The organism is Streptomyces sp. C1-1 (genome assembly GCF_050214755.1).
In the GTDB taxonomy this organism is placed as follows: domain Bacteria; phylum Actinomycetota; class Actinomycetes; order Streptomycetales; family Streptomycetaceae; genus Streptomyces.
Genome location: NZ_CP189826.1, coordinates 10,053,347 through 10,077,393 on the forward strand (window position 1 = coordinate 10,053,347; position 24,047 = coordinate 10,077,393).

Sequence of the window (24,047 nt, forward strand, 5' to 3'; positions counted from 1 at the left end):
TGTCCCTTGCCCGGCTGTATAACGTCATGCAGAGTTCTCTGTAGCTGAATAGCTTGTCAACGGTTTGGTGTTAATCCGAAGTAACGGATGACCGCACGGCAAGACCGGATATCCGGTTAGGGGAGGGTTTCGGCGTGATGTCGTCTCAGATCGTGGACGTGCCGGATGCTGTGCACACCGGACTGGTGATCCTCGACGGGATCGGACTCGGCGTCGAGGACGTCGTCCGCCTCGCCGACGGCGCCGCGCGTCCGGTGCCCGGGACCGACGCCATGAAGCGGGTCACCGAGTCCTGGGACGCGGCCCGCCGGATCGCCGCGACGGGACGCGTCTACGGCCGCTCCACCGGCGTCGGCGCCAACCGGAACGAGGACGTTCCCACCGAGGCGGCCGCCGAACATGGGCTGCGGCTGCTGCGCAGCCACGCGGGCGCGATCGGTGACGAGCTGCCGGCCCGGCAGGTCCGGGCGATGCTCGCCGTACGGGCCAACCAGCTGCTCGCGGGCGGGGCGGGGCTGCGGCCGACGGTGGTGACGGCGTTGTGCGAGGCGCTGGCGAACGGGGCGTATCCGGTCGTCAACGAGTTCGGGTCGGTCGGCACGGGGGACATCGCGGCCCTGGCGCAGGTCGGGCTGGCGCTCGTGGGGGAGCATCCGTGGCTGGCGAGCGGAACCTGCGCGGATGCGGGCGGGCCGTCGGGCGGCCTCGGCGAAAAAGCCTTCGGCAGGTCGACCGCCGCCCACGGATCCGCTGCGGCCGGCGCCGCTGGGTCCGTTGCGGTCGGCGCCACCGGGTTCACCGCTGTCGACGCGCCTGGATCCGCCGCTGTCGGCGCCCCGGATCCGCAAATCCTCGATAACAACGACGCGTTGGCCTTCATCAGCAGCAACGCCCTCACCCTCGGCCAGTCCGCGCTGGCCCTGCACGAACTGCGTGCCCTGGTGGAGGCCACGCAGGTGGTCGCCGCGCTGTCGCTGCTGGCCGTGGACGGCTCCCACGAGGCCTACGCCGCCCCCGTGCACGCGGCCCGCCCGCACCGCGGCAGCACCGAGGTGGCCCGGCGCATGCGGTGGCTGATCGGCGCCGCCGACCGGCCCACCCCGCCCCTGGGCCGTATCCAGGACCCGTACGGCTTCCGCTGCCTGCCCCAGATCCACGGCCCGGCGCACGACGCGGCCGACGCGCTGGAGAAGGTGCTGGACGTGGAGATCAACGCGGCCGCCGAGAACCCGCTGATCTCGCCCGAGGACATGGCCGCCTACCACCACGGCGGCTTCTACCAGGCCCAGCTCGCCCTCGCCCTGGACCACTTCAGGCTCTCGCTGATGCAGGTGGCGCGGCTGTCGACCTCCCGCCTTTCCACCCTCAACGAACCCGCCTTCACCCGCCTGCGGCCCTTCCTCGCCGACCACGAGCCGGCCGCCTCCGGCGTGATGATCCTGGAGTACGCCGCCGGTGCCGCCCTCGGCGACCTGCGTGCCTTCTCCGCCCCCGCCTCCCTCGGCCACGCTGTACTCTCCCGGGGCGTCGAGGAACAGGCCAGTTTCGCCTCGCTCGCCGCACGCCAGACACTGCGCGCCTGTCGCGCGTACCGTCTCGTCGTCGGCTGCGAACTCGTCGCCGCCGTAAGGGCGTTGCGTCAGCGCGACTTCAGACCCGACCCGGAACTTCCGGTGGGACGTGCGCTTCGGCTCGCCGAATCCGTACTGGCACGGGACCAGGCCGACCGGCCGCTCACGGACGACGTGACGGCGGCGGCCGCACTGCTGGACCGGTTCCCCGGCATCTGGAGGGGGAGCGAGTCATGAGCCTGGAAGGGGACATGAGCGTGATGGACAGTCCTGCGGGGCGCCTGCAGGCGCTCTTCGAGGGGCACCGGCTGACGCCGACCCAGCGGCGCATCGCGCACAGCATGGTGCGCCGGGCCGCCGACGTGCCCTTCCTGTCCAGCGTGGAGCTGGCCGAACTGGCCGGGGTCAGCCAGCCGTCCGTGACCCGCTTCGCCGTGGCCCTCGGCTTCGACGGCTACCCCGCCCTGCGGTCGCTCATCCGTCCAGCTGGGACGCCCGGCCATGGCCAGTAGAAGGTCCGCCCGCCGTTGCCGGGCAGGGCGTAATCACCATGGCACGCGCGCACCAGGAAGTGCGTCGCGGGAACCCCCGGTCCAGCTGCCTGAGGCCGCTCTGCCCCTGCACCCCACCCTCGGACTGCTGACCGGCGGCCTACGACTACTGTCCGCCGTGCCCCGGCCCGGGTGGGTCACGCGCCGCCGCGCCACCTGCAACGCACCATCCGGAAAAGGACCTTGTATGCCCATCGCCTACGAGCGCATCGGCCCCGCGCCCGTGAGCGCGACGGCCACGCAGCACATGGTGCCCACACGCGACACCGTCGAACTCGCCACCGACGTCTACCTTCCCGCCTCCCCGGGCCGTCACCCCGCGGTCCTGTTCCGCCTGCCGCACGACAAGAACAGCCGCTATGCCCGTCGAAGAATTCGCGTACCGGCGCGACGTAGTGGGCGATCGTCCGTGCGCCGCATGCCCGGCCGGCCGAAGTTGCAGGCGACGAGGACGCGGCGTAGCCGTCCTCGGATTCGTGCACGAAGGGCACGGTCTCGCCCGGCGACGGAACTTGCCGCACACGTCCTGGACGACCGCGGCGCAACCGTGCGCGGTGAGTTTCGCGGCGATCTGCTCCATGTACGGCGGCCGTGCGGGCTCGGCATTGCGAGCGTCCGCGTACCGGCGTGACGGATGCCTTCACGGCAGCCGCGAGGGCGCGGGCCAGCGGGTGCTGAGGGTACGGAATGACGGGGGCGTGCTGAGGCGCATGCAGGCTGCCGCGTCACCCGGCCGGCCACGGGCGGCGACACCTGTACGACCTCGGCTTGTCACCCGGACGAGCCGCGACAGCGGCTCCCGGCTTGGTTTCGAGCGCGCTCCAATCCCTAGAGTTCCGGGGATGGACTTCCGCCCCACGGGTACGCCCTGCCACCGAGGACCACGGTCGCGAACGGCGACCGTGAACGCGGCGGTGAGCGCGACGTTGACCCGGCCAGGCCGGTTGTCAGGACAGAGGTGATCCTATGAAGGTGCTGGTGACCGGCGGGACGAGCGGACTCGGACTCGCCATGGCCTCAGCCCTGGCCGCTGCGGGAGCCTACGTCGCGCTGACCGGGCGGTCCGGCGAGCGTGCGGAGTCCGTCGCCGCGGGGCTGCCGGGGGCGACCGGCGTCGAAATGGACGTGCGCGACGATTCGTCGGTGGCCAGGGCCGTCGACCGAGCGTGGTCGCGGCTCGGCGGCATCGACATGCTGGTGAACAACGCCGGCATCGGCATGCGCACGGTCAACCCGCGCTTCATGACACAGCCGCAGGGCTTCTGGGAGGTGCCGTCCGACGCCTTCCGCGCGGTGATCGACACCAACCTGACCGGCTACTTCCTGGTCGCCCGCGAGATCACGCCACGGATGCTGGCATCCGGCGGTGGCCGCATCGTCAACATCTCGATCAACCACTCGACCATGCAACGCGCTGGCTTCGTTCCCTACGGGCCGTCGCGTGCCGGCAGCGAGGCGCTGTCCCGCATCATGGCGGCAGACCTGCGGGGCACGGGCGTCACCGTCAACCTGCTGCTGCCCGGAGGCGCGACGGTCACCGGGATGCTGCCCCCGGACGTCGCCACCGAGGGCCACGGGTTCCTGAGTCCCGCGGTGATGGGCCCGCCCATCGTCTGGCTGGCCTCCGACGACGCAGCCGGCGTGCATGACGAGCGCATCGTCGCCGCCGAGTTCGAACAATGGCTGCGGGACTGGGAGAGCCGACAGTGAGGGCGTGAGCGTGCGTGGGTGCCTGGATGCCGTGGATGTGCCGCATGAACGCGGAGCCGGTGCGGACGTCCGGAAGAAGGGCGCTTGCCACGGTCGCTCCGACATGGGACTCGCGCTGTCCGGCAGGATGACCGCGGAGGTGAAGGTCGCGGAGCGGCCCGGCATCAGCAGTTTCGGCGCGGTACCGGTCGGGCGAGCGGTCCATCCGGTGGGGGTAGCTGGCTCGACGTGGGGAGCGAAGACAGACCGGGGGCTGTCGTTGCGGACCTCGACCTCGACCGGCGCCTCATCACCGCCGGCGCCCACGGGGCAATGCCGTCCGGCACCGTGTCGCCGCCGGCCTTGGTGCCTGGGGCAGGCCGGCGACGACGTGCGGGACGCCGGACTTGCCTTCGGCCCGGGCGACGCGGAAGAGGGCCGCGCCGTGGGCCGGGCCGGCGGCGCTGATCGTGCCGGCGCTCTCGGTGACCCGGCCGGTCCAGGCGTTCTTCAGGGTGAACCGGCTTCCGTTCAGGCTGACCGAGGACGCCTTCATGGTCAGGGTCGCCGGGCTGGCGCCGCGGTTGAGCAGCACTCAAGCTGGTCAACCGCAAGAGCGGCAAGGTCATGGACGTCTCCGGCTCCTCCGCCTCCGACGGCGGGCCTTTCATCCAGGACACGTGGTCCGGCGGCGCGAACCAGCAGTGGAAGCTGCTCCCCGACTACGACGGCTCGTTCCGCCTGTCCAACGTCAACAGTGGCAAGGTGCTCGACGTCCCGGGCGGCTCCAACAGCAACGGCACAGCCCTGGACCAGCGGTCGGACGTCAACGGCACCCACCAGTGGTGGAAGCTCGTTCCGGCGGCCACCAGCGGCTACTACCGCCTCGTCAACATTAAGAGCGGACTGTGCGCAGACGTGCAGAGTGGATCCACCGCCGACGGCGCCAAGATCATCCAGTGGCCCGCCAACGGCGGCTCCAACCAGGAACGGCAGCCAGTCGGACTGTGACGGCCCTGGTCACGAGAGCGGCGGCGACCCGACTCGCCGCCGCGGCCTGGCTCCGGCATCACAGGATGACCAGGTGGCGGCTGGTCAACGGCACGGGCGTATCCGCGCCCCGCCTGCTGACCGAGAAGGGCATCCCCGTCTACGTCCAGCGGCAGGACGAGGTCCAGTGGGCCGACGGGGCCGAATGGAGCGAACGCCTGCTGGACGACACGTACCCTTCGCGGTCCGCCGAATGCTTGACCTCGGAGGCCACGAACAGCACGTCGCGCGGCTCCCAACTCCCCAAGGTCGCAAGCGGACGCTCGACGTACCACCCGCCCCGACACCGTCGGTCTTCGCCGACGCATAACCCGTTGTTCCTCTATGCGCGGGCCGCCTGATGCAACGCAGCCGGTGAGTCACGGCTGACTCGTGCTGTGGTGGCGCATCATCCCCGGCTACGGGCGGGTAGCAGGGGCGACGGCCTCAGCGATGGCGGCGGCCAGCGGTTCGGGAGCCTCCACCGGAAGGATGAACACCGAGCCCGGGATCGTCACCACACGGGCGTTCGGGCAGGCCCTCAGGGTGCTGCGCTCGGCGTCGGTGAGCCCGCCGTCGCCCTTCTCGGCATGGACAATCCAGGTCGGCACGCCAGCCTGACACAGCCGGACGGCCCGCTGCTCATCGTGGCGCAGCCATCGCGTGTACTCCAGCAGGATCCACCGCATGACTGCCGGGTCGTTTCTGTCGAAGTCGGCGCGCAGTTCGGCCTGGCGCTCCGTGGACATCCGCATGTGCTTGAGCATCACGCCGGTCGCCTTGCCCAGCAGCCTGACCGGGATGCCGCCGAGTACGCGGCCCAGCGCCACGAGCGTGCGGAAGAAGGCGGGTTCGTCGGGGGAGCTGAAGCTGACGCCCGACAGCACGACCGGCCCGGTGAACGCGCCGGAGGTGACCATCTCCACCGCGACGCAGGCGCCCATGCTGAACCCGGCCACGACGTCCGCCCGGATCTCGGCCGCCAGCTCCGCCGAAACCCGGGCGTAGGACGCCATGCTGCAGTCCTCCAGAGGTGCCGCCCCTGCGTGTCCTGGCATGGTCGCGGCTACCAGGCGCAGCCGTCCGAGCACGGGTTGCGCCATCACCTCCGCGAACGAGTCGGCGCTGCACATGCCCCCGGGAAGCAGTAGCACTGTGTTGGCGGCGTCTGCCGGGCCGGATTCGCGCAGCTGCCAGTGAGTGCCCATCACCCATCGTCTCCTCCCTGCCGTGCAGGTGTGGGCCCGAAGGCCGGCGCGTTACGGCTGGGCACCCAATCGGACAGAAATGGCGACCGCGGTGGAATGCTCCTTGTTCCACGCTAGAAGCGTGGATCGTGCTGCGCGACCGGCGGGCAACCGGGGGTGGCCCGGGCTCGACTGCAACCAACGGACCAGCCGTTAGCGCGAAGGCTTTGATCTTGAGTTACATGCCATCGCCCCGGGAGGGTGGCGGTGGGTCGGTGAGCGACCGGGCTGTCCGGTTCCGTGCGACCACATAGCGCGCGGTGAGCAGTGCCTGGATGGCGTAGAGATTCCTGGATGGCGAAGAAAGAAGAACCTCGCCGCGGTCGAGCGGGCCCCCGCGTCGGGTGCGTCTGGTCCCGCCCGGCGTCTCTTTGGCTCGGCTCCCGCAGAAACGTGCGGGATACACGAATGCGCGGTACGCCGTAACCGCCCCTTGGCACGCTTCCCTCGTCGTTCAAGATCGGAAGGGGAGCCTCTCATGGCAGATCTTCAGGCCGGAACGGGAACGAGCCGACGCGCGTTTCTTCGCAGTGTGGGTGTGACCGGCGGCGCCGGCGCCATGTTCGCCACGATGGGGGCGCTCGGTCTCGCCCCCACCGCCGCCTACGCAGCAGAGAAGGAAGCACCGTTCCGCGCCCCTAGGCGCAGCGATTTCACGCTCCAGGGTCGCAAGGGCAGGCCCGCCAAGGTCGTCGTCATCGGCGGCGGCATAGCCGGCCTCACCTCTGCCTACGAACTCGGCAAGGCCGGCTATGACTGTACGGTCCTCGAAGCACGCGATCGCGTAGGAGGCCGCAACCTCACCGTACGCGGCGGCGACCGGCTGACCGACATCAACGGTGTCAGCCAGACCGCGCGATTCGGCAAGGGCCAGTACATGAACGCCGGCCCCGCACGCATCGCCCAATGGATGGTGACGCTCGACTACTGCCGCGAACTCGGCGTGCCCGTCGAGGTCTTCACGAACACCAATGCCAGCGCGCTCATCTACAACGAGACCACCGGCATGAAGGCGCCGGTTCAGTACCGCACCGCCAAGGCCGACGTCTACGGCTACGTCTCCGAGCTGCTGTCCAAGGCCACGAACTCCGGAGCGCTGGACGCAGAGTTGACGGCGGACGACAAGGAGCGGCTGCTGACTTTCCTCAAGAGCTACGGCTCGCTCGGTTCCGACTACACGTACACGGGGACCGAACACCGCGGATTCAGCGTCGCCCCGGGTGCCGCCGGCACCCCCGGCGAGGAACTCGGCGACGTACCCTCGCTCTCCGAGGTGTTCGCCTCCAACGTAGGCCGCTACTTCTCCTTCGAGTTCGGCTACGACCAGGCGATGCTGATGTTCCAGCCCGTCGGCGGCATGGACCGGATACCGATGGCGTTCGCCCGCGCCATAGGTGAGGAGAGGATCCGCACCGGCGCAGCCGTCACCGACATCAAGAACACCTCCGACGGCGTGCAGATCACCTACACCCAGAAGGGCCGCACCCGCACCATCACGGCCGACTACTGCATTGCCACCCTTGCCCCGCACATCCTGGCCAAGACCTCGCACAACCTCGGCACCGCGGTGCAGACCGCCCTGCGGGCGGTGAAGCCTTCCTACGCGTCCAAGATCGGCCTCGAGTACAAGAGCCGCTGGTGGGAGAGAGATTTCAGGATCTTCGGCGGCATCACCGAGACCGACCTGGACCTCGATCACATCTGGTACCCGTCCTACGGACACCTGGGCGAACGCGGCCTGATCATCGGCTACTACAACACGGGCGCCCACTCCGAGGTCTACTCGGCGCTCACCCCGGCCCAGCGCCTGGAACGCGCCCTCGACCAGGGCGTCAAGATCCACGGCGGCAAGTACCGCAGCGAACTCGCCGCGTCATACTCCCACCAGTGGAAGCTCGTCCCTTACCTCGAAGGCGCTTGGCACTCCATGCCCGGTGGCCCCGACGCACCGGCGTACGCGCCGCTCAACACGGCCCAGGGGCACGTGTACTTCGCCGGCGACTACCTCAGCTATCTGGACGCCTGGCAGCATGGCGCGATCTCCTCTGCCCGCAAGGTCGTCACCGAGCTGCACCAGCGCGTGCTCGCCTCCTGATGAGCCTTCCTGGCTGCCGACCGTTCCTCTCTACGTGATTGCGGAGTAGACAGCTCTCCAGCCCGCCGTCGGCCCACCGCGGGTCTTCGCGCGACGCCATGCCGCCCGGCGGCCAAAGCGGCCCCTCCGCTCTACGCCCTGGGTGCGTACCCGTCCGGCGAGAGTTCGGAAAGGGGTCCTTCTTCTGCCCCCCGGGGGGCTGACCGCTACCGTCCGGGGTGAACGGCGTGGACGCCGGTGCCCGCGTAGGCCTTCGGTGTCAGGGTGAGCAGGAAGCGTCCGCTGGGGTGGGCGGCGCAGGGCCGGGCGGCGTGCATGGCGGCCCAGGAGTGCCCGAAGCGCAGCAGTTGGGTGGCGGTGACCGCGGCGTCGGTGTCGAACGCCTCGATCCGGATGAAGCGCAGCCCCTTGATGTAGCCGAGCAGGCCCGGCCGTTCGGCGTCGTCGGCGGTCAGCGACAGCACCGGCGCATACAACTCACCCAGTCCGCCGCAGGCCTGCACGTAGAACGCGGCGACCGTCTCGTCGAACGGGTCCTTCGGGTCGTACAAAGCGGCGGCGGTGGTGGGGTCCGGGACGACCGAGATCGCTGCCACTACGCGGCCGTGTGCGGACCGTGCGCCGCGGCGCCCAGGCGCTCCAGCAGAGCCCGGGCCTTGGCCTCGGCCTCCTCGCTCGGTGCGTGGCCGAGGGCGGCAGCGAGCTCGGCGGGGGCCAGTTCGGCCCGCTCGGCGTACTCGGCCTGGGAGGGAGTGCCCTGCGCGAGGTCTTCCACCAGGTGGCGGATGGTGGTGCCGTGCTCGGCCGCCAGCTGGGCGAGCCGGCCTCCTCGCCCGAAGCGGTGCCAGATTGAAACTGCCCGAATACCTCAGGCTCACCGGGTCCGGATGTCCGGCAAGGTGGTATCCGAGGCGGCATAGAGGAACTCCAGGAGCTTGCCGTATGCCTCGCTGTGCGCTCTCTCCTGCTCTGCCTGGTGCTGCGGCGTTTCTGATTCATTGTCAACCGCGTGCAGCCAGTCGATGACTGCACCGAAATAGGGGACCAAAGCGCCAGTAGCCGCTTGCGCGGCAGTGCCCATCTCGCTGGGACCTTCCACGTAAACGATGTGCTGAAGGCGGTCGAGCTGGCGGTGCAGAGCTCGTGCTTCGTTCCAGAGGCGGCGGGCGGTTTGGCGGCGTTCTTCGCGCTCCTCAGGAGGGTCGCTTGCTGCGATGCCTCCAAGTTTGAGGCCCGCTTCGCTCAGCGTTCCGTGTACCAGGTGACAGCTTTCGGCGAAGGCCAGGTAGGCACTCTTGCGCGATTCGCGGAGAGCACGAGCCCGGTCGGCATCTATCTGAAGGCGAGCCTGCCTCAATTGCGTCTCGGACTGGATCTCGGCCTGTTGCTCTGCCTTCCTTCCGGTGATCCAGGCGGATGCCGTAGCACCGAGTGCGCCGACCGCGGCGCCGACGACACCACCGAGGAGTCCTGCAAGTCCTGCGTCCATGGCGTGATTCTGCTGGCCGGGTCGTGCGCTTTACCAGTGTGGCGCGATCATTGCGCCTGGCCACCCAGCGAGGTCGCTGTGCCGGCGCCGGGTCTGCTCGATCCGCACCGCCGGCGCGATGACCAGATGCAACTGTTCGGTCGTGGCCATCCGGTACTGCGCCAGGACCGCCAGCGCCAGCCGGCCGTTCCGGCCGCATCTACGTCCAGCATCAGCGGTGCCTACCCTCCCGTACGGTCCGGCGCCGTTCCTCATCCGGCTACCGCGCGTACCGCCCAGGCCAGCAGCCAGCCCCGACCAAGATCCCGACCACCAGAGCCTGACCAGCGTCAGAATGAGATAACCCCGCCTCCGACGAGAAAGTCCGACAGGCAGGGCAGTCGAACCTCCTCCCGTACCCGTCTTTAAATGGGAACGAGGGAGGGCGCATTGAACGCCGACGAGGAACGCCAGTTCCGCGAGTTCGTGGCGGCACGGTCGAGATCGCTGCTGCACACGGCATACCTGCTGACCGGGGACTGGGAGCAGGGCCGGGACCTGCTCCAGACCGCGCTTGCCTCCACCGCTCGGCGTTGGTCGAAGCTGCGTGACCGGGAACAGCCGGAGATCTATGTGCGCCGGGCTCTCTACAACGCCCAGGTGGATCGCTTCCGGCTCCTCAGCTGGGGGCGGGAGACGGTCACGGACACCCTGCCGGACCAGCCGTCCGGGCAGGCCGCCGACTGGGCCGACACCGTGGTCCAGCGGCAGGACATCATGGCCGCGCTGCGGCGGCTGCCCAAGCGTCAGCGTGCGGTGATCGTGTTGCGCTACTTCGAGGACCGGCCGGACAACGAGATCGCCGCGATTCTGGGCGTCGCCCAGGGGACGGTCCGCAGCCAGACCCACAAGGCCCTGGCCTCTCTCCGCACCACCCTGGCCGAGGCAGGGCCGTCAGCCTCCTCTTCCACCGCCTCCGGAAGGGGCGTCATCGCATGAACGGTTCGACCGAACACCCGGTGCACGAAACGCTGCTGCACGATTCCCTGCACGCGCATGTCCGGGAGAGCGACGGTGACGCCGTCGGCGCCTGTCTGGTCGGCCTGGCCGACGGCGCGTTGCGGGTCGCCCGGCGGCGGCAGTGGCTGGCCCGTACCGGGGTCGGCGTCGCCGCAGTCGCCGTGGTCGCCATCGCCTGGGTGACTGTCGCGGATGGCGCGACCCCCCGCGCGCACGTGGTTCAGCCCGCGGCAGTGGGCGGCACCGGGAACACCGGGAAGGCGGCGCCGGTCTCCCTCCTGCCGGTCACATCGTCCACGGAACAGGCATGCACCCAAGGCAGCGGCGGCTACACCGTGCACGCCACCGCGAACCAACCGGCGTTCTGCGTCCGCGCCGACCGGGCCAGGGGCATGACCGACGTCCGTGTCACCTCCGCGAAGGCGGAGAAAAGCACCACCGACGGCACCTGGCAGGTCGAGGTGACCCTCAGCCCAGCCGACCGGACCCGCTTCGCCGCCCTCACCGGATCCATCGCGGGGGCCCCGGTCCCGCGCAACGGATTCGCCATCGTCATCGACGGCAAGCTCTGGGGCAGGCCCTCCGTGACCTCCTCGATCACCGGCGGCCGTTTCGAAATCGTCGGGGCCTACGTCGGAGACCTCACCAGCGCCACCGCCCACGACCTCGCCCACCGGCTGGATCCCGGCAAATGAGTAGTCGACTCCCCCCGGGCCCCTGGCCGGAGGTTTCACATGGAGTGGGTGACGAGATTCAAGCTCGCGCTCTCAGCTTGGGAAGCTGCGGGCATTTGGGGCTGATTCTCATGCTGACCTGGAGGAACGGTGAGGTTGCGGCCCCCTCCGGCTGTACGACTCTCCCCGTGATTCCCCGCTGTTCCCCGCCCGATCTGGTGCGCCCGTGGTGCGGCCACTGAGGCACAACGAGGTCAGTGCTCGCGTCGGCCGCACTCAGCTGGGTAGAGGACAGAACCCGGGAGTACATCGGACGGTGGCTGCCCAAGGTGGAAGCATGCGGCGCCCGAGACGTCGGTCGTCAACGCGTCGATCGCCACGGCGGTTGCTGCAGGTCGCTCAGAATGTGGGCTGTGCAGCTCGGCCTCGCCCGGTGTTGCGAAGGGTGTGCCCTCGAGTGCGGCGAGGGCGGTCAGAGTGCCGTCAGGCTGGAGCTCTGTCTCCTCGATGGTGATCCGCCAGTGAAGCTCTGCCTCTGCCAGGAGTTGCTTGCCGGATTTCCCATGGACGAGAAGGGCGCTGCGATGGCCGCGGATGAGGCGCGCTATGGCGCAGCAGAGGGGGACGTCGGTTCCGTAGGGGGTGTCCACCCGGTTGTGGCCGGCGGTCGGGAAGTAGCCCAGCGCGTCGTCCAAGAGCCTGAGGGCAGCCTCCTTGATGCGCGGCCGCTGGCCATGCTTGACGAGATCCAGCAGGGCGGGGGTGGCAGCGTAGGCGGCCGGAAACACCATGGCAGAGTGGCTGCAGACGAAGCCTCCATCGGCAAGCAGGGACGCGGCGTCGCCCGTCTCGTTGGCCGTGGTGGACACGGTCAGCAGTCGTAGTGCGTGAGCAACCCGTTCCGGATCGTCGCACTGGTGCCATGTCGGGTTGGGTATCGTCGACCAGTCCACGGCGTCAATGGCGTCAAGGGACACCCTCACATTCTGCCGGACTGAAGCTCTGAGCTCGGGAAGCTTGGGTCCTAAACGGGGATTGGTGGGATGACCTGCAGTGGAGCGGCGCCGACGTCGGATCGGTCGCTCAACTCATCCCCGGTATTGCCCGTGGTTCCCAGCACGATCTGGCACGTGTCTGGCACGGCCCTGCACCGTGAGCAGTCTGCGTCGTGACCGCTGAGGTTCCGTCCGCATGTCGGCTGTCCACTCGCAGGCGTTGCCTGAGTGCTAAATGATCACCGATCTAGAGCTTCGGTGTTCTTCGCGATCAGGTCGAGCTTGGCGACGACCGTCTCTCGATCCAGCACCATACGTTGGATCACGTCGAGATCAATCACGTAGGTCAGAGGCTCGACAGGTCCTCCAGGGCCGGTCGACCTGACTGTGACCGTGTACTGCCGTGGGAGGTCGGCTTTCTCGAAGAAGCGCGGACCGAAGGAGAAGTACCACTCCAGACGCCGACGTGGCGGCAGGTGGGGAATCTTGCGTGCGATAGCCCGAGCAATCTTCTCATCCCAGTCGCTTCGTTCGCCTCCCTGCAGGGGAGGTGTGACGCCTAGCTCGCATCGCGTGCGACGGTCGGTCCAATGTTCTCTACGGTGAATACCAAGAGGCCAGAACCCCCCGCGCGCGGTTGGATATCGGCAACCACATAGGGTTCGGCGGCCTCCTTGCGAACACGTTCGCCAAGCTCCAGTTGTCTGCGGCTATAGACCGCTTGTAGACGGGAGTAGACCAGTGCGGCGATGCTGATCAAGACGGCGATGACGGCGATGGCGTTGCTCATGGCCGGAGAGTACAAGCGGAGACCAACACTCCGGGCGGACCGTTGGTCAACGTACACGCTTTCCAACTGTGGTGGTGGGATGGTGGGCGTCGTTCAAGGGTGTTCACCTGCGTTCAGCGCTGTTCGAGAGTGCTACTGGCGTCGGCCTCGGGTCCGCTGCGAACGGCCCTGAATCAAGCTGAATGAGACGGAAACTGAGACAGGGACCCGATGGAACGAGTGGAAGCCGAGCTGTTCACCGATGCCGGCAACAACGCTGTCGTGCGCCTGCCTGGCCGTCGCTTTCCTGGAGTCCTGGTCCAGGGCGACACCCTCAGGATCCTCTCCGCCGACGTCGCCGAACTCGTCGAACTCTGCGCGGCCGGCGATCTGGAGGAGGCCCGCCAAGCGGCAAGCCTCCTCCACGAGGAACTCGGAGCGAAGCTACAGCGCTACACCGATGCTCTCGACGCCCACGGAGAGCGACACCCGTTCTGATCCGTAGCTCTGTGTGGATCGGTCAGTGGCGGTCATACCGGTTGCGCTACGGCCCTTCAAGGACGCTGCCAGGCGGGGTCGGTTACCGATCTTGCCAGTGCCGATGACGTTTGCCCTGGTCGCAGCGTCGGGCTGTCGTGGTCTCGGGTGGTTTCGAAGGGGCTCGGGGAGCGGTTGGCTCCCAGATGGCTCCCAGGCGTCCGGACTGGCTGGGCCTCGCCGCGCAGGGCGAGGCCGACCGAGAAGCCGGCGTTGTGCAGTCTTTGTGTCGCCCGGACGTCGATCGTTGCGATCCTCGATGGCCTCCAAGACCTGCTGAACTGCTGGACCGGCCTGTGCACCACGTGCCACCAGCCCCTGGCCCGACCCTGGACCACACACCAAACAGCAAGATCCCCCCGACCTGACGGAGTCCTGCCAGGCCGAGAGCCCCTGTTCCCTCAGGGCCGCCGCCGTCCGTTCGGCCACGGCCGCGTCGGCGTCGGTCACCAGGACCCGTGCGCCCGTCGCGTCGGTGAACTCCGTATTTCTCGAAGCGCTTTGTATCGCTCATGAGCCGAACCCACTGCCGGAACGATCAGCCGGGCAGACACCCCGGCAGGCTTGGGCGGCCCGAGCGGCGATGCAGTCAAACTTTGACATTACGCACTAAGTATCGTATGTATGGATACATCGTAAACTTACGAGCGAAGGACGGGACGGCGAGAAGGCAGCCCTCCAGCCGCACGGAGTACGTGGTGATCGACATGACGACGAGTTGCAATCGGCCCTTCCCGAGCCCCCTTCGCCGGCAACCCGAGCCGGGAGCCCCGAGGGTGACGGCGCTCGTACCCGCCTACAGGGAGGCGGACTCGCTCCCCCAAGTCCTCGATGCGCTGCAGACGCAGACACGTCCCGCGGACCGCATCATCGTGACTCTGGATCCGCACCAGGACAGCGGTCGAACCGAAGAACTGGAGCGAATTGCCCAAGAGGCGGGCGCCGAAGTCTGGCATTCGGTCGGCAACAGGCATAAGAAGGCCGGCAATCTCAACGGAGCGCTGGACAGATTGCTGCCGGACATGGCAGACGACGACTCAATCCTCATCCAGGACGCCGACACCTATCTGGATCCTTACTTCATCGAGGTGACCACCCGGAAGTTGGGGCAGGGCTACGGCGCCGTGGGCGGGAACTTCCGGGGTCGTTCGGGCGGCAGGCTCTGTGGCGTCTTCCAACGCAATGAGTTCGCCCGGTACGCCCGGGACACGGCTCGAAAGAACGGCAAGGTACTTTGCCTGACAGGCACCGCCTGCCTTTTCAAGGCCGGCGCTCTGAAAGGTGTGCTCGCCGCCCGAGAATCTGGTCTTCTGCCACCGGCCGACGGAGTGTACGACACGAAGGCACTGACCGAGGACAACGAGCTCACGCTCGCTCTGAAGCATCTCGGATTCCGCATCGTCGCTCCGGCCCGCGCGACCATGAGCACTGAAGTCATGGAAACATGGCGAGCCCTTGCGAAGCAGCGACTTCGCTGGAAGCGCGGAGCGCTCGAGAATCTGATCGGCTACGGCGTGACTCGTTACACCGCAGAAGGTTGGGTCAGGCAGGTCGTGGCGTTCCTCGGGGTATCCGTGTCGACCGTATATGTAGGTTCGGTCCTGTGGTTCCTCGCTTCTGGGTCGGGCCTGAGAATTGCTCCGTTCTGGATCGCCTTCACCGCCTTCTACGCGATTGAGCGGGCGATCACCGCAAAATCCAGGGGTTGGCGCGTGTCGGTTGCCTCGATGCTGGTCATACCGGAATGGTTCTACGACCTGTTTCTGCAGGGAGTGCACCTCCGTGCGCTCGTCGATACAGCTCTTCAACGAGAGCGAAACTGGTAGTTCAAGCAGTCCCCGGAAAGGGACCGAACAGACAGAGGAGACAATCATGGCAAACTATGCAGGCGCAGGGGCCACAATGGGCGGAACCAGTGGGGCAGGGGTTCTGCCCCTCACAGGCGGCCCGGACACCATCTGGTTCTGGATCGTCATGTTCGTTCTGATCTCGTCGGGATTCGCTGTGCTGCGGCTGTTTCCCCGAAAGGTCAAGGACGACTCCTGACCGGGGTCGGACATGAAAAAGGCAAGTCAACTTCTGGGTATCGGCCTGATACTCGTCGGTTTGCTCCTGGGAGGCTTCACGCTTCTCCAGACCTGGCACTCGGACAATCAGTACAGAGCCATCCAGCAGACACTGCACAAAGAGATCCAGATGTCGGCCGAGGTCCCTCACGAAGGCGGCGCGCTCGCGACGCTGAGGATTCCTCGATTCGGCTCGGGCTATGACCCCGTGATCGTTGAGGGCGTGTCTCAGAGTGCTCTTGCGAAGGGCCCCGGGCACTTTCCGGGGACGGCCATGCCGGGCGAAATCGGAAACTTCGCGATTGCCGGTCACCGCACGGGGTGGGGGCAGCCGTTCCATCGGCTGCCGGACCTGACAAAGGGCGACGAAATCAAGGTCTATTGGCACCGTAAGACATACACCTACCGGGTCACCCGGACCGAGGTCGTCAAGCCCTCCGACGTCGGCGTCGTGCTTCCCGTTCCCAACAGGCCGGGTGTCAGGCCGGACAAGGCTCGGATCACGCTCACCACCTGTACGGACCGCGGGTGGAAGGGCACATACATCCACCGGCTCGTCGTATGGGGCGAGCTGGAGAAATGATCACTAGGTGGCATAGGCCCCGGCGCCGCGTCGAGCCTTGAGGAGGCAGGCGAATGGCGAACGAATCAGCCGCCGGCACGGGTCGATCCGGCGACCGCGGGCGTCCTGCGAGACTCAGCCGTGAGCGTGTCCTGGCCAGCGCTTTGGAACTGGTTGATCGCGAAGGCCTCTCCGCACTGAGCATGCGTCTCCTGGGAGCCGATCTCGGCGTGGAGGCCATGAGCCTGTACCGCTATGTGCCCGGCAAGGAAGCCCTGGTGGACGGGCTGGTCGAGGCCCTCTACCTGCAACTGGAGGACCGCCTCGACCAGGCGCCCGTCCCGGCCGCGGCACCGACCGCCGGTGACTTCGAGCAGCGAGCCGGCCTGCAACGCATCGCTCTGACCATGTACCAGGTCTGCATCGACCACCCCCAGGTGGTGCCGCTCCTGTCCACCCGCATGATGGCGGTCCCGCTGGCCCGCAGGCCGCTGCCCGTCCTCAGGCATCACGAACGGGTGCTCACCCTCCTTCGCGACGCCGGACTGGACGAGGCCCAAAGCGCCACAGTCCTCCGCGCCTTCACCGCCTGGGTGCTCGGGTATATGTCGGTGGAACTGCGCGCCATGGTGGACAATCCAGAGGAACCGGACCCCGCGTTCCGGTTCGGCCTGCATCGCCTTCCCGCCCAGGACCTGCCAAAGCTGCGCGAGAGCATCCCCGCCCTCGCCGAACGCGGCGGCCCGGAGGGCCTGGCAGCCGGATTGGACGCACTGCTCGACCGCTTCTCCGGGCCACACGAGTAAGCCCCCGGCCAAGCACGCTCCGGCAGCATGCGGGTCACCAGTATCCGGTCGTGCCCGCCGGTTTGCCCGCGTCCTGGACCTCGACGAGGTAGCGCAAGGAGTCGGGGCGGTTGCCGTCGAGGTCCGTGAAGCCGTAGACCTGGGCGAGTCCGCCGCTGGAGAGGGACCAGCCGTTGAACCGCGCCACGTCGCGAGGGCGACGGCGCGCCCCACGAAGCGCGGCGGGAGCGCCACACCGCGACGTGCGGGCGTGGACACCACGGGAGTTGCGGCACAGCTTCGTGTCGTTGCTCTCTGACCACGGCATCCCGTGGTAGCGGATCGCCCTCTTAGTCGGTCACAGTAGCCAGGCGACGACAGAAGCTGATCTATCAGCACTCCTATGACGATCGATCAGCGTCCTGGCACGAATCTGGCACGCGACCGCTGACCATCACGGACAGCAAGGGGGCCCGGCTCTCTGACCTGGGCCTTGATCGTGGAGCGGGTGACGAGAATCGAACTCGCGCTCTCAGCCTGGGAAGCTGCGGGGATTGGGGACTAGTTGGGCAACGGGGCGAATCACTGGACCGTGGCCTCGTCGAGCCCGACCACTTTCACCGTGTTTCCCCGCTGTTCCCGGCTCGATCTGGTGCGGCTGTGGTGCGGCGTAGGTCAACGGGAGGCAGATGATCATTCGTACCAAAGTCCGGGAAGCGGTCCACGCTTGGTCGTTGCCGGAACCCTGGATATGGTGCTGCCCTTTTCGAGGTCGCCCCGGATGTGCAGATAGAGAGAGGGCGTCGGCAAGCCGACGGTCTGGATCCAGCCCTTGCCGTGCACATGGCCGGCGGCTGTCAGTTCTGCGGCCTGGCCCGGTGGGGCGATGCTCTCCGCGTAGCTTTGGCAGATCGTCTCGCCGCTGTCGGCGAACGCGTAGCGGGCAGCGTAGGCGTAGCCCTCGTGGAGCCAGACATACAACACGATCGGCTTGTCCAGAACCGCGCGGAACCACTCGGCGGCAAGCTCGGCGAGCCGTTCCGTGGAGCCCGTGGCATCAAGTGCCCAGGCGCTGGGGCGATCCGGGAGCAGATACAGCTGATTGTGCAGACGGTCTCCTCGGGCGCGGTCACCGACCAGATGCACACCCAGATCGATCAAGTGCCGGCGGGGCTCTGCCCGGTCGGACAGGCTGACATGGGCGAGGAGCGATTCCCAGTCGTCCGGGCGTCCGACCTCCCCGACGACATCTGCTGGCGCCCAGGCCATGCAATGCCCGCTCAGGGCAGATACGAAGGCTCTCTCAGTGTCGTCGAACTCGAAGTCGTCGTCCGGATCATCGATCTCGAACCAAGCACGCGTCGTCATGGGACGGACCTTATGACGAGAGCGAGGTGCGCACGGAGCTTGGGCGAGCTCGCCGAGGCCACGCGCCGTGATCGGTTCGGAGCCTTTGCCTGGCGCAGGATGCGAACCTGCGACACCCGCTCGGCGATGTCGTAGCCGCCGTCCGCCAGCGGCGAGGGGTAGAAGGGGGTGATCCACACCGCGTCGACCCCCAGCTGCGCCAGGTGGTCCAGGCGGGCGGTGGCTCCTGGCAGATCCCCGGTGCCGCCGCCGTTGCCGTCCGCGAAGGCGCGCGGGTGGATCTCGTAGCAGACCGCCTCCCGCCACCACGGCACGGGACCGGCGGGTTCGGGCACCACCGTCATCGGGCACCTGCCACCGGGACGGGAGAGCTGAGGGACACGGTGCGGCCGCTCTGCGCGGACCGGGTCGCCGCCCGGGCCACGGCCACCGCGGTCAGCCCGGCCGTGGCGTCGGCCTGCGGCGTGCCGCCGTGCACCGCGCAGTGCAGGTGGTCCGTCATGGCCGCCAGCACGCCCTCGGCGTACACGTGCTGCTTGCGGTGCTCCCCGCCCAGGCCCACGACGCAGTCGACCCGGTGCGGGATGCTGCGCGTGACTCCCCGGCAGCGGGCCGGCCGGGCGGGGCCGGCGTCGCGCGCCACGGATACCGTGATGCGCTCATGGCCGTGCGGCCGCAGTCCGGGAACCGTGAGCAGTTCGTGAGCCCGTGCGGGCAGCGCCTCCCAGCGGGCCGCGCCCGGCTCGTCGGTCCACGCGGTGATGGTGGCGTACGTCGGTATCCAGCCGGTGACGCGGGCCTCGGCGAAGCCGTAATCGAGCCGCATCAGCTGACGCTCGGCGCGGTGGGCGTGGGTGAAGGAGTGGGTGTGGGTGGCGACCGCGCCGCCGGGCTGGACGGCGGTGGCTACCACGATGTCCACCGGTCCGTCGTCCCGCCGCACCTGGCTGCCCTGCACCTGGAGCGGGTCGCCGCCCATCAGGGCGTTGGCGGCGTCGAAGAAGTGCACGCCGTGCTCGACGTGGATGTTGCCGCTGTGCGCCGGGTCCCAGAACCAGTGGCCGGCGCCGAGGTCCTCGTCGGAGGCGTCGTTCTCGAAGGCGAACCGCCGCAGCGGGTCCAGGAGTTGCTCCTGTCCGAGCCGCTTCAGCAGCCGCAGGACCGGGTTATGGCGCAGCACGTGGTCGACCACGAAGACGCCTGGCGAGCGGCGGCTCTCCTCCTCGACGCGCGCGGCGTCCTCGACGGTGAGCGCCATGGGCTTTTCGCAGAAGACGTGCTTGCCCGCCCGGAGAGCGGTCACCGCGGCATCCGCGTGCGCGGCCGGCGGGGTGGCCAGGACCACCACGTCGACGTCCGCCAGCGCGGCCACCTCCTCCACGCTCGTGTGGACGGACGCGCCGTACCGGCCGGCGAGCGTCTGCGCCCGCTGCCGGTCGCCGTCGGCGCACGCGGCGACGCGGACGCCGGGAAGGTCGCGTACGGCGCCAGCACGAACGTGCCGAAGGCTCCGCAGCCGACCAGGGCGACGGCGTGCCCGGCGGGACCGTGCATCACTCCGACCGGTCCAGGCGGGCCACGCCGATGTGCGCGTCTGCCATGCCGTAGAAGACGTAGCGCACGCCGTCGATCTCCTCGATCGCGGTCGGGAAGGCCGACTCTCGATCTCCAAACCCAACCGGATCGCCCCCGTTCACCGCCGCCTGCGTCGTCAGGGTGCCACGTCGCGCGGACAGCCAAAGCTCGTGTGAGATGCGCTGGAGGATCCGCGCGGCTCGGCCCGAACGCGGCCGGCGGCCCATGCCTGAGGGCTCATGTGGGGGGCCCTCCCACATCGAGCCCACCCTTGTTCGCCACCAGATCCGAGTCGGCCCAGCGGCACGTCGCGGCCCCACCTGACGGATGAGAGCGGCCGGCTTGAGGGTCAGAAGGGTCCAGACCAGCGGCGGCCAGCCCCCTTGGCTGCTCAGTTGCAAGCAGTCACACGCGACCTGGCAGCCCACGGTCGGCCAGTCTCCAGGACCGTGGGCTCTACGACGGCAACTCCATGGCCTGCTACCCGGTGTTCTGGACCGCGCCCGGAGGCGTGAAGCCCAGTGGGGGACGTCGACGGCGACGGACGGGCCGAGCGCTTCTGGCTGCCGGACCCCACTGACGGGGACGTGAGCGGACCCGTCTACGCCGAGGGCGACGACGGCCGCTACACCGAACTGCCGCTCGTCGACGGCCTGTCCGGGCAGATCGGCGACATCAACGGCGACGGGTACGGCGACCTGGTCACCGGAGTGCCCTACGACGCGTCCCTGACGTCGGGTGCCACCCCCGCCCATCGCGGCGGTGAGATCCAGGTGCTCTACGGGAGCGCGCAGGGCATCACACCCGGACAGAAACCGCAGATCATTCACCAGGACACCGCGGGTGTGCCCGGCGCCGGCGAGTTCGGTGACCTGTTCGGGATGTCCCTCGGTGTCGGCGACACCGACGGCGACAAGTACGCCGACGTCCTGGTCGGCACGCCGGGGGAGTCCGTGGGGTCCGCCAAGTACGCGGGCGGGGTGACGCTGCTGCGCGGATCCGCCGCCGGTCTCACCACGACTGGTTCGCGGGCCTACACGCAGAACACCAGTGGCGTGCCCGGGACCGCCGAGAGCGGTGACAACTTCGGCGCCGCCACCCACCTCGTCGACGTCACCAAGGACGGCAAGGCGGACGTGATGGTGGGCGCCCCCGGCGAGAACTCCGACGGTCTGCTGTGGACCGCCCGGGGATCCGCCTCCGGGCCCATGATCAGCGGATCCACGACCACGAGCGGAACCGCCGCCGGACTCAAGCGCAGATATGCCGAGATCGATTTCGGCGAAGCACTCCCCGGCGCCCGGTCCACCATCTGACGGGCGCAGCGGCCCATGTGCCGGGTGGCGTGCCGCAGTGACGGCCCGCCACCACCGGCCAGTCGAGCAGGCTGACCAGGCAGTACACACTGCACGTCGCAGCAGGCCGGGAGTACATGCGGCGGGACGTCTGGGGCGATGGTCGCCGCGCACGTCGCTTGCATTTCCGATGAGCGTCTCACCGAGAATGCCGAAACCCTCGGTCGAGGAAGTCCCCGCCGAAGTCGAGCGGTGTCGGCACGGAAAAGGCCAGTGCGAGCGAGACCGCGCCCCGGAAGCCGCACCGCGCGCCGACCACCCGGCCCGCTTGCTCATCCGGCGCAGCCGTTGCTGCGGACTGCGGTCCAGCAGCCGGATCAGCGGGCCAAGAGGAAGGCGAACCAGATCCGAAGGCGCCCCAGCCCGCGCCACACGATGCATGGCGGAGCCAACGGCCTTTCCCCGTACGGCCCTTGGAGTTCGTCCTCAGCCAACCTGCCCCGTCGGCCGCACCGTGATGTGGTTGATGTCCACCTCTGCGGGCTGGTTCAGGGCGAACACAATGGTGTCCGCGATCTGCTCGGCGGTCATCGTGGCGGCTGCCTCGGGGGTGCCGCCGCGGGCGTGCCAGAAGGGGGTGTCTACGACGCCGGGGGCGACAACGGTGACTCCGACTCCGTCCTGGCCGACCAGGAGGCGGGTGTTCTCGGCGAGGGCGTGGGCGGCCCACTTGGTGACGGAGTAGAGGTTGCCGGGGGTGTGGCGGACGCCGGCGACCGAGCCGATGATCACGATTCGACCCTTGGACGTCCTCAGGTGGGGCAGGGTCTCCTTGATCAGCAGGGCGGGGCCCAGGACGTTGGTGAGGATCATGTTGCGCATGTCCTCAGGGGCGTGGGTCTCCAAGTTGCCGGGCAGGGAGAAACCAGCGTTGGCTATGACGTTGTCCAACTGGCCCCAGGTGTCCAGCACATGGCGGACGGCGGCGGCGACGTCATCTGCCTCGCCGGCGTCGCCGGTGATCGTCAGCAGCCGCCCGCCCGCCCCAACGGTGGTGGCGAAGGCGGCCAGCTTGCCCGCGTCGCGTCCGGTGACGGCCACGCGGTGGCCCTGCTTGATCAGGGCGCGGGCGGTGGCGGCGCCGATTCCGGTCGAGCCACCGGTGATCAGCGTGACGGGTTCCATGGGACGGCCTCCTCGGCGACGGGGTCATCGGGGCAAAGCGCCTGCACTCTACCCAGCGATCTTCGACGCTCGCTCCCCTCTTCTCCGACGGCTCCGCTCCTGGCTGTAGATCAGGAACTGACAGCGCTTCGTCAAGTGGAGGTGTTTGCGATGCTCAAGAGCATGTCGAGAGTGGACCCCCAGGCCCGCACTGCATGCGCCTTCGTTCCCCAGCCGCTGGCAGGAGACGGCCCGGAATCGCGGCGACGGCGTCTCGCCGTAGCCTCGGCGCGTGGCATCGGGGTTGGGGTCCCAGTTGCTCACCATCCTCTTCCGTCACATTCATCGCACGTTGTGTGACGGGTGGACCGTGCCCCGAGTTCGCCTCCTGCGTGCCCCAAGGCGGTATGCGCAAGGGGGCGCGTGACAGCGCTTGTCCCCGTTTGTTCGCCGTCCTTGTGCGCTGGCGCTGGCTGTATGCGGTGAACTGCACACCTCCCCTCTGGTCCTCCCTTCCACGCACCGTTTCACTGGGCGCTCACGCGCTTTCAACGCATGTCGCACCCAGGAAAACAGTGGCGATGAGTGATCACTCATTGCGTCAGGGGTGACAGCCGGCTCGGACCCCGCCGGCTGTGCCGCACTCCTCAACGAGTCATCCTGCCGACGGCTGGGGAACGAAGACGCGCGCAGTGCGGGTCTGCGTGGCAGCGGCGTCAGTTCGGTGGGAGTGCTCGGTCGGGGCAGCGTGCCACCACCTGTCGTGCGGGGGGTGATCAAGTGATCGGTCGGGTCGGATGGCGGCCGGGTTGTGCGTCCCGCCAGGACGCAGGAGGTTGGGGATGGCGCTGATGCGCTGGACGAACGCGGTCGAGTGGCTGGCTGCTGCATCTCGCGAGCCGGGCTTGTGCAAGAGCGACTGGCAGCACGGCACCACAGGCATCCGCCTTCTGGCCGCAGGGCGATTCTGGGACGTGCTGATCGTTCCCGCCTGCCTCGGGCTGCGTACAGCCGACGTTCTGTCCTGCGTGCCTCGCGTCGAACCCGGGCCCGCGCTGCTCGACAGCAGGAGACAGCACGTCGGCTTCTTCCTGCCGCATGACCCCTCAAGCATCTGGGCCGGACACAACATCCGTTACCTCACCACGGGCGGCTGGATCGCAACGCCTGCTCCGCACTGCCGCTGGGGTGACCTGCGCTGGATCTGTCCACCCGACGGACGTGGCACCCTGAACCAACCTTCAGTCTTGGAAGTCACGCTGCATGCGGCGATGGGCGAACTAGCCCGCGACCACGGCACCACACACCATCGCGCCACCCCCCACCGAAGCACGGACGCATCAGGACTCTCCTGCACCCCGACCCCTGTCATCCCCCATGCGTGACCGGGAGTTCAGCGTGTGATGATCTTGTCTGTGTCCAAGGCGGCGAATCCCCTCGCCAGCGCCTATTAGGGGGCGGTCTTCGTCACCGGTCCGCGCGTTGTAGGCGGTCAGCATGGTCAGCGCGCTGTAGACCTCCGGTGAGGACATGCTGGCTGAGAGAGCAATGAACTGGTCGGGAGGCAGCTCCACCTCCGGTCAGAAA

General features: G+C 68.4%; 25 protein-coding genes and 3 pseudogenes. 15 read left to right on the forward strand and 13 right to left on the reverse strand.

The annotated features are described in order from the left end of the window. The first annotated feature begins 137 nt into the window (after window positions 1-137). The 3 genes and pseudogenes from ACQF4J_RS45955 (at window position 138) to ACQF4J_RS45965 (ending at window position 3,832) form a co-directional block, all read left to right on the forward strand. Window positions 138-1,808, forward strand: coding sequence for an aromatic amino acid ammonia-lyase (locus tag ACQF4J_RS45955; protein ID WP_427168499.1), 1,671 nt, complete (start codon window positions 138-140; stop codon window positions 1,806-1,808). Then, a pseudogene (locus tag ACQF4J_RS45960) lies at window positions 1,787-2,053 on the forward strand (MurR/RpiR family transcriptional regulator); the annotation flags it as partial. The gene ACQF4J_RS45955 and the pseudogene ACQF4J_RS45960, both read left to right, overlap by 22 nt. 1,035 nt (window positions 2,054-3,088) lie before the next feature. Next, window positions 3,089-3,832: an SDR family NAD(P)-dependent oxidoreductase gene (locus tag ACQF4J_RS45965; protein WP_427168500.1), complete on the forward strand. Its 744-nt coding sequence runs from the start codon at window positions 3,089-3,091 to the stop codon at window positions 3,830-3,832. Between the two features lie 289 nt (window positions 3,833-4,121). Here ACQF4J_RS45965 and ACQF4J_RS45970 read toward each other — a convergent pair whose 3' ends face one another. Beyond that, entirely contained in the window at window positions 4,122-4,406 is a 285-nt protein-coding gene (locus ACQF4J_RS45970) for a hypothetical protein (RefSeq protein ID WP_427168501.1), read from the reverse strand. 5 nt (window positions 4,407-4,411) lie between these two features. On the opposite strand from ACQF4J_RS45970, the gene ACQF4J_RS45975 reads away from it, so the two are divergent. Next, a complete protein-coding gene (locus ACQF4J_RS45975; protein WP_427168703.1) occupies window positions 4,412-4,822 on the forward strand; it encodes an RICIN domain-containing protein in 411 nt (136 codons plus the stop codon). Between the two features lie 65 nt (window positions 4,823-4,887). Continuing rightward, the gene (locus ACQF4J_RS45980) at window positions 4,888-5,202 is read left to right on the forward strand and encodes a hypothetical protein (protein WP_427168502.1); all 315 of its coding nucleotides are present in this window, start codon (window positions 4,888-4,890) and stop codon (window positions 5,200-5,202) included. Window positions 5,203-5,259: 57 nt separating this feature from the next. Here ACQF4J_RS45980 and ACQF4J_RS45985 read toward each other — a convergent pair whose 3' ends face one another. Beyond that, window positions 5,260-6,048 carry an alpha/beta fold hydrolase gene (locus tag ACQF4J_RS45985; RefSeq protein ID WP_427168503.1) on the reverse strand — a complete coding sequence of 263 codons (789 nt, stop codon included), beginning with the start codon at window positions 6,046-6,048 and terminating at the stop codon, window positions 5,260-5,262. A 517-nt stretch (window positions 6,049-6,565) separates the two neighbouring features. On the opposite strand from ACQF4J_RS45985, the gene ACQF4J_RS45990 reads away from it, so the two are divergent. After that, window positions 6,566-8,182 carry a flavin monoamine oxidase family protein gene (locus ACQF4J_RS45990; RefSeq protein WP_351584189.1) on the forward strand — a complete coding sequence of 539 codons (1,617 nt, stop codon included), beginning with the start codon at window positions 6,566-6,568 and terminating at the stop codon, window positions 8,180-8,182. Between the two features lie 206 nt (window positions 8,183-8,388). Here the strand turns inward: ACQF4J_RS45990 and ACQF4J_RS45995 are convergent, their stop codons facing one another. The 3 genes from ACQF4J_RS45995 to ACQF4J_RS46005 form a co-directional block, all read right to left on the reverse strand. Next, the gene (locus ACQF4J_RS45995) at window positions 8,389-8,778 is read right to left on the reverse strand and encodes a hypothetical protein (protein ID WP_427168504.1); all 390 of its coding nucleotides are present in this window, start codon (window positions 8,776-8,778) and stop codon (window positions 8,389-8,391) included. Beyond that, complete coding sequence (locus tag ACQF4J_RS46000; RefSeq protein WP_427168505.1) at window positions 8,778-8,957, reverse strand: hypothetical protein; 180 nt, start codon at window positions 8,955-8,957, stop codon at window positions 8,778-8,780. Before ACQF4J_RS46000 ends, ACQF4J_RS45995 begins: the two co-directional genes overlap by 1 nt. Before the next feature lie 99 nt (window positions 8,958-9,056). After that, complete coding sequence (locus ACQF4J_RS46005; protein ID WP_351584181.1) at window positions 9,057-9,671, reverse strand: hypothetical protein; 615 nt, start codon at window positions 9,669-9,671, stop codon at window positions 9,057-9,059. Between the two features lie 429 nt (window positions 9,672-10,100). Here ACQF4J_RS46005 and ACQF4J_RS46010 point away from each other — a divergent pair, with 429 nt between their 5' ends. Together ACQF4J_RS46010 and ACQF4J_RS46015 are read left to right on the forward strand one after the other, a co-directional pair. Beyond that, window positions 10,101-10,649 (forward strand): SigE family RNA polymerase sigma factor, encoded by a 549-nt coding sequence (locus ACQF4J_RS46010; protein WP_351584178.1) that lies wholly within the window; start codon window positions 10,101-10,103, stop codon window positions 10,647-10,649. Beyond that, a complete protein-coding gene (locus ACQF4J_RS46015; protein ID WP_427168506.1) occupies window positions 10,646-11,365 on the forward strand; it encodes a SecDF P1 head subdomain-containing protein in 720 nt (239 codons plus the stop codon). Before ACQF4J_RS46010 ends, ACQF4J_RS46015 begins: the two co-directional genes overlap by 4 nt. Window positions 11,366-11,598: 233 nt before the next feature. Here the strand turns inward: ACQF4J_RS46015 and ACQF4J_RS46020 are convergent, their stop codons facing one another. Together ACQF4J_RS46020 and ACQF4J_RS46025 are read right to left on the reverse strand one after the other, a co-directional pair. Next, window positions 11,599-12,321 carry a hypothetical protein gene (locus ACQF4J_RS46020; protein ID WP_351584172.1) on the reverse strand — a complete coding sequence of 241 codons (723 nt, stop codon included), beginning with the start codon at window positions 12,319-12,321 and terminating at the stop codon, window positions 11,599-11,601. Between the two features lie 577 nt (window positions 12,322-12,898). Then, on the reverse strand, window positions 12,899-13,129 hold the full coding sequence (locus ACQF4J_RS46025; protein ID WP_351584169.1) for a hypothetical protein: 231 nt from the start codon (window positions 13,127-13,129) through the stop codon (window positions 12,899-12,901). Window positions 13,130-13,339: 210 nt separating this feature from the next. Between ACQF4J_RS46025 and ACQF4J_RS46030 the strand changes: the two genes are divergently transcribed. The 5 genes from ACQF4J_RS46030 (at window position 13,340) to ACQF4J_RS46050 (ending at window position 17,079) form a co-directional block, all read left to right on the forward strand. Continuing rightward, entirely contained in the window at window positions 13,340-13,606 is a 267-nt protein-coding gene (locus ACQF4J_RS46030; protein WP_351584166.1) for a DUF6959 family protein, read from the forward strand. Between the two features lie 815 nt (window positions 13,607-14,421). Beyond that, entirely contained in the window at window positions 14,422-15,471 is a 1,050-nt protein-coding gene (locus tag ACQF4J_RS46035) for a glycosyltransferase (RefSeq protein ID WP_351806174.1), read from the forward strand. A gap of 46 nt (window positions 15,472-15,517) precedes the next feature. After that, a complete protein-coding gene (locus ACQF4J_RS46040) occupies window positions 15,518-15,691 on the forward strand; it encodes a hypothetical protein (protein WP_351584160.1) in 174 nt (57 codons plus the stop codon). A gap of 12 nt (window positions 15,692-15,703) precedes the next feature. Next, window positions 15,704-16,294, forward strand: a complete 591-nt coding sequence (locus ACQF4J_RS46045; protein ID WP_351584157.1) for a class E sortase — start codon at window positions 15,704-15,706, stop codon at window positions 16,292-16,294. A gap of 53 nt (window positions 16,295-16,347) precedes the next feature. Further along, on the forward strand, window positions 16,348-17,079 hold the full coding sequence (locus ACQF4J_RS46050) for a TetR/AcrR family transcriptional regulator (protein ID WP_427168507.1): 732 nt from the start codon (window positions 16,348-16,350) through the stop codon (window positions 17,077-17,079). Window positions 17,080-17,113: 34 nt separating this feature from the next. Here ACQF4J_RS46050 and ACQF4J_RS46055 read toward each other — a convergent pair. From ACQF4J_RS46055 to ACQF4J_RS46075, 5 genes and pseudogenes are all read right to left on the reverse strand, one after another. Continuing rightward, a pseudogene (locus tag ACQF4J_RS46055) lies at window positions 17,114-17,301 on the reverse strand (short-chain dehydrogenase); the annotation flags it as partial. A 450-nt stretch (window positions 17,302-17,751) separates the two neighbouring features. Beyond that, window positions 17,752-18,426, reverse strand: coding sequence for a hypothetical protein (locus ACQF4J_RS46060; RefSeq protein ID WP_351584011.1), 675 nt, complete (start codon window positions 18,424-18,426; stop codon window positions 17,752-17,754). 119 nt (window positions 18,427-18,545) lie between these two features. After that, window positions 18,546-18,770: pseudogene (locus tag ACQF4J_RS46065) on the reverse strand (alpha-amylase family glycosyl hydrolase); the annotation flags it as partial. Beyond that, on the reverse strand, window positions 18,767-19,942 hold the full coding sequence (locus ACQF4J_RS46070; protein WP_427168705.1) for a Gfo/Idh/MocA family protein: 1,176 nt from the start codon (window positions 19,940-19,942) through the stop codon (window positions 18,767-18,769). The pseudogene ACQF4J_RS46065 and the gene ACQF4J_RS46070, both read right to left, overlap by 4 nt. A gap of 37 nt (window positions 19,943-19,979) precedes the next feature. After that, window positions 19,980-20,228, reverse strand: coding sequence for a hypothetical protein (locus ACQF4J_RS46075; protein WP_427168719.1), 249 nt, complete (start codon window positions 20,226-20,228; stop codon window positions 19,980-19,982). A gap of 294 nt (window positions 20,229-20,522) precedes the next feature. On the opposite strand from ACQF4J_RS46075, the gene ACQF4J_RS46080 reads away from it, so the two are divergent. After that, the gene (locus ACQF4J_RS46080; protein ID WP_427168508.1) at window positions 20,523-21,317 is read left to right on the forward strand and encodes a hypothetical protein; all 795 of its coding nucleotides are present in this window, start codon (window positions 20,523-20,525) and stop codon (window positions 21,315-21,317) included. Window positions 21,318-21,782: 465 nt separating this feature from the next. Here the strand turns inward: ACQF4J_RS46080 and ACQF4J_RS46085 are convergent, their stop codons facing one another. Continuing rightward, window positions 21,783-22,481 carry an SDR family oxidoreductase gene (locus tag ACQF4J_RS46085; RefSeq protein ID WP_351584016.1) on the reverse strand — a complete coding sequence of 233 codons (699 nt, stop codon included), beginning with the start codon at window positions 22,479-22,481 and terminating at the stop codon, window positions 21,783-21,785. 821 nt (window positions 22,482-23,302) lie between these two features. On the opposite strand from ACQF4J_RS46085, the gene ACQF4J_RS46090 reads away from it, so the two are divergent. Further along, window positions 23,303-23,845 (forward strand): hypothetical protein, encoded by a 543-nt coding sequence (locus ACQF4J_RS46090; RefSeq protein ID WP_351584019.1) that lies wholly within the window; start codon window positions 23,303-23,305, stop codon window positions 23,843-23,845. Window positions 23,846-24,047 lie beyond the last annotated feature (202 nt).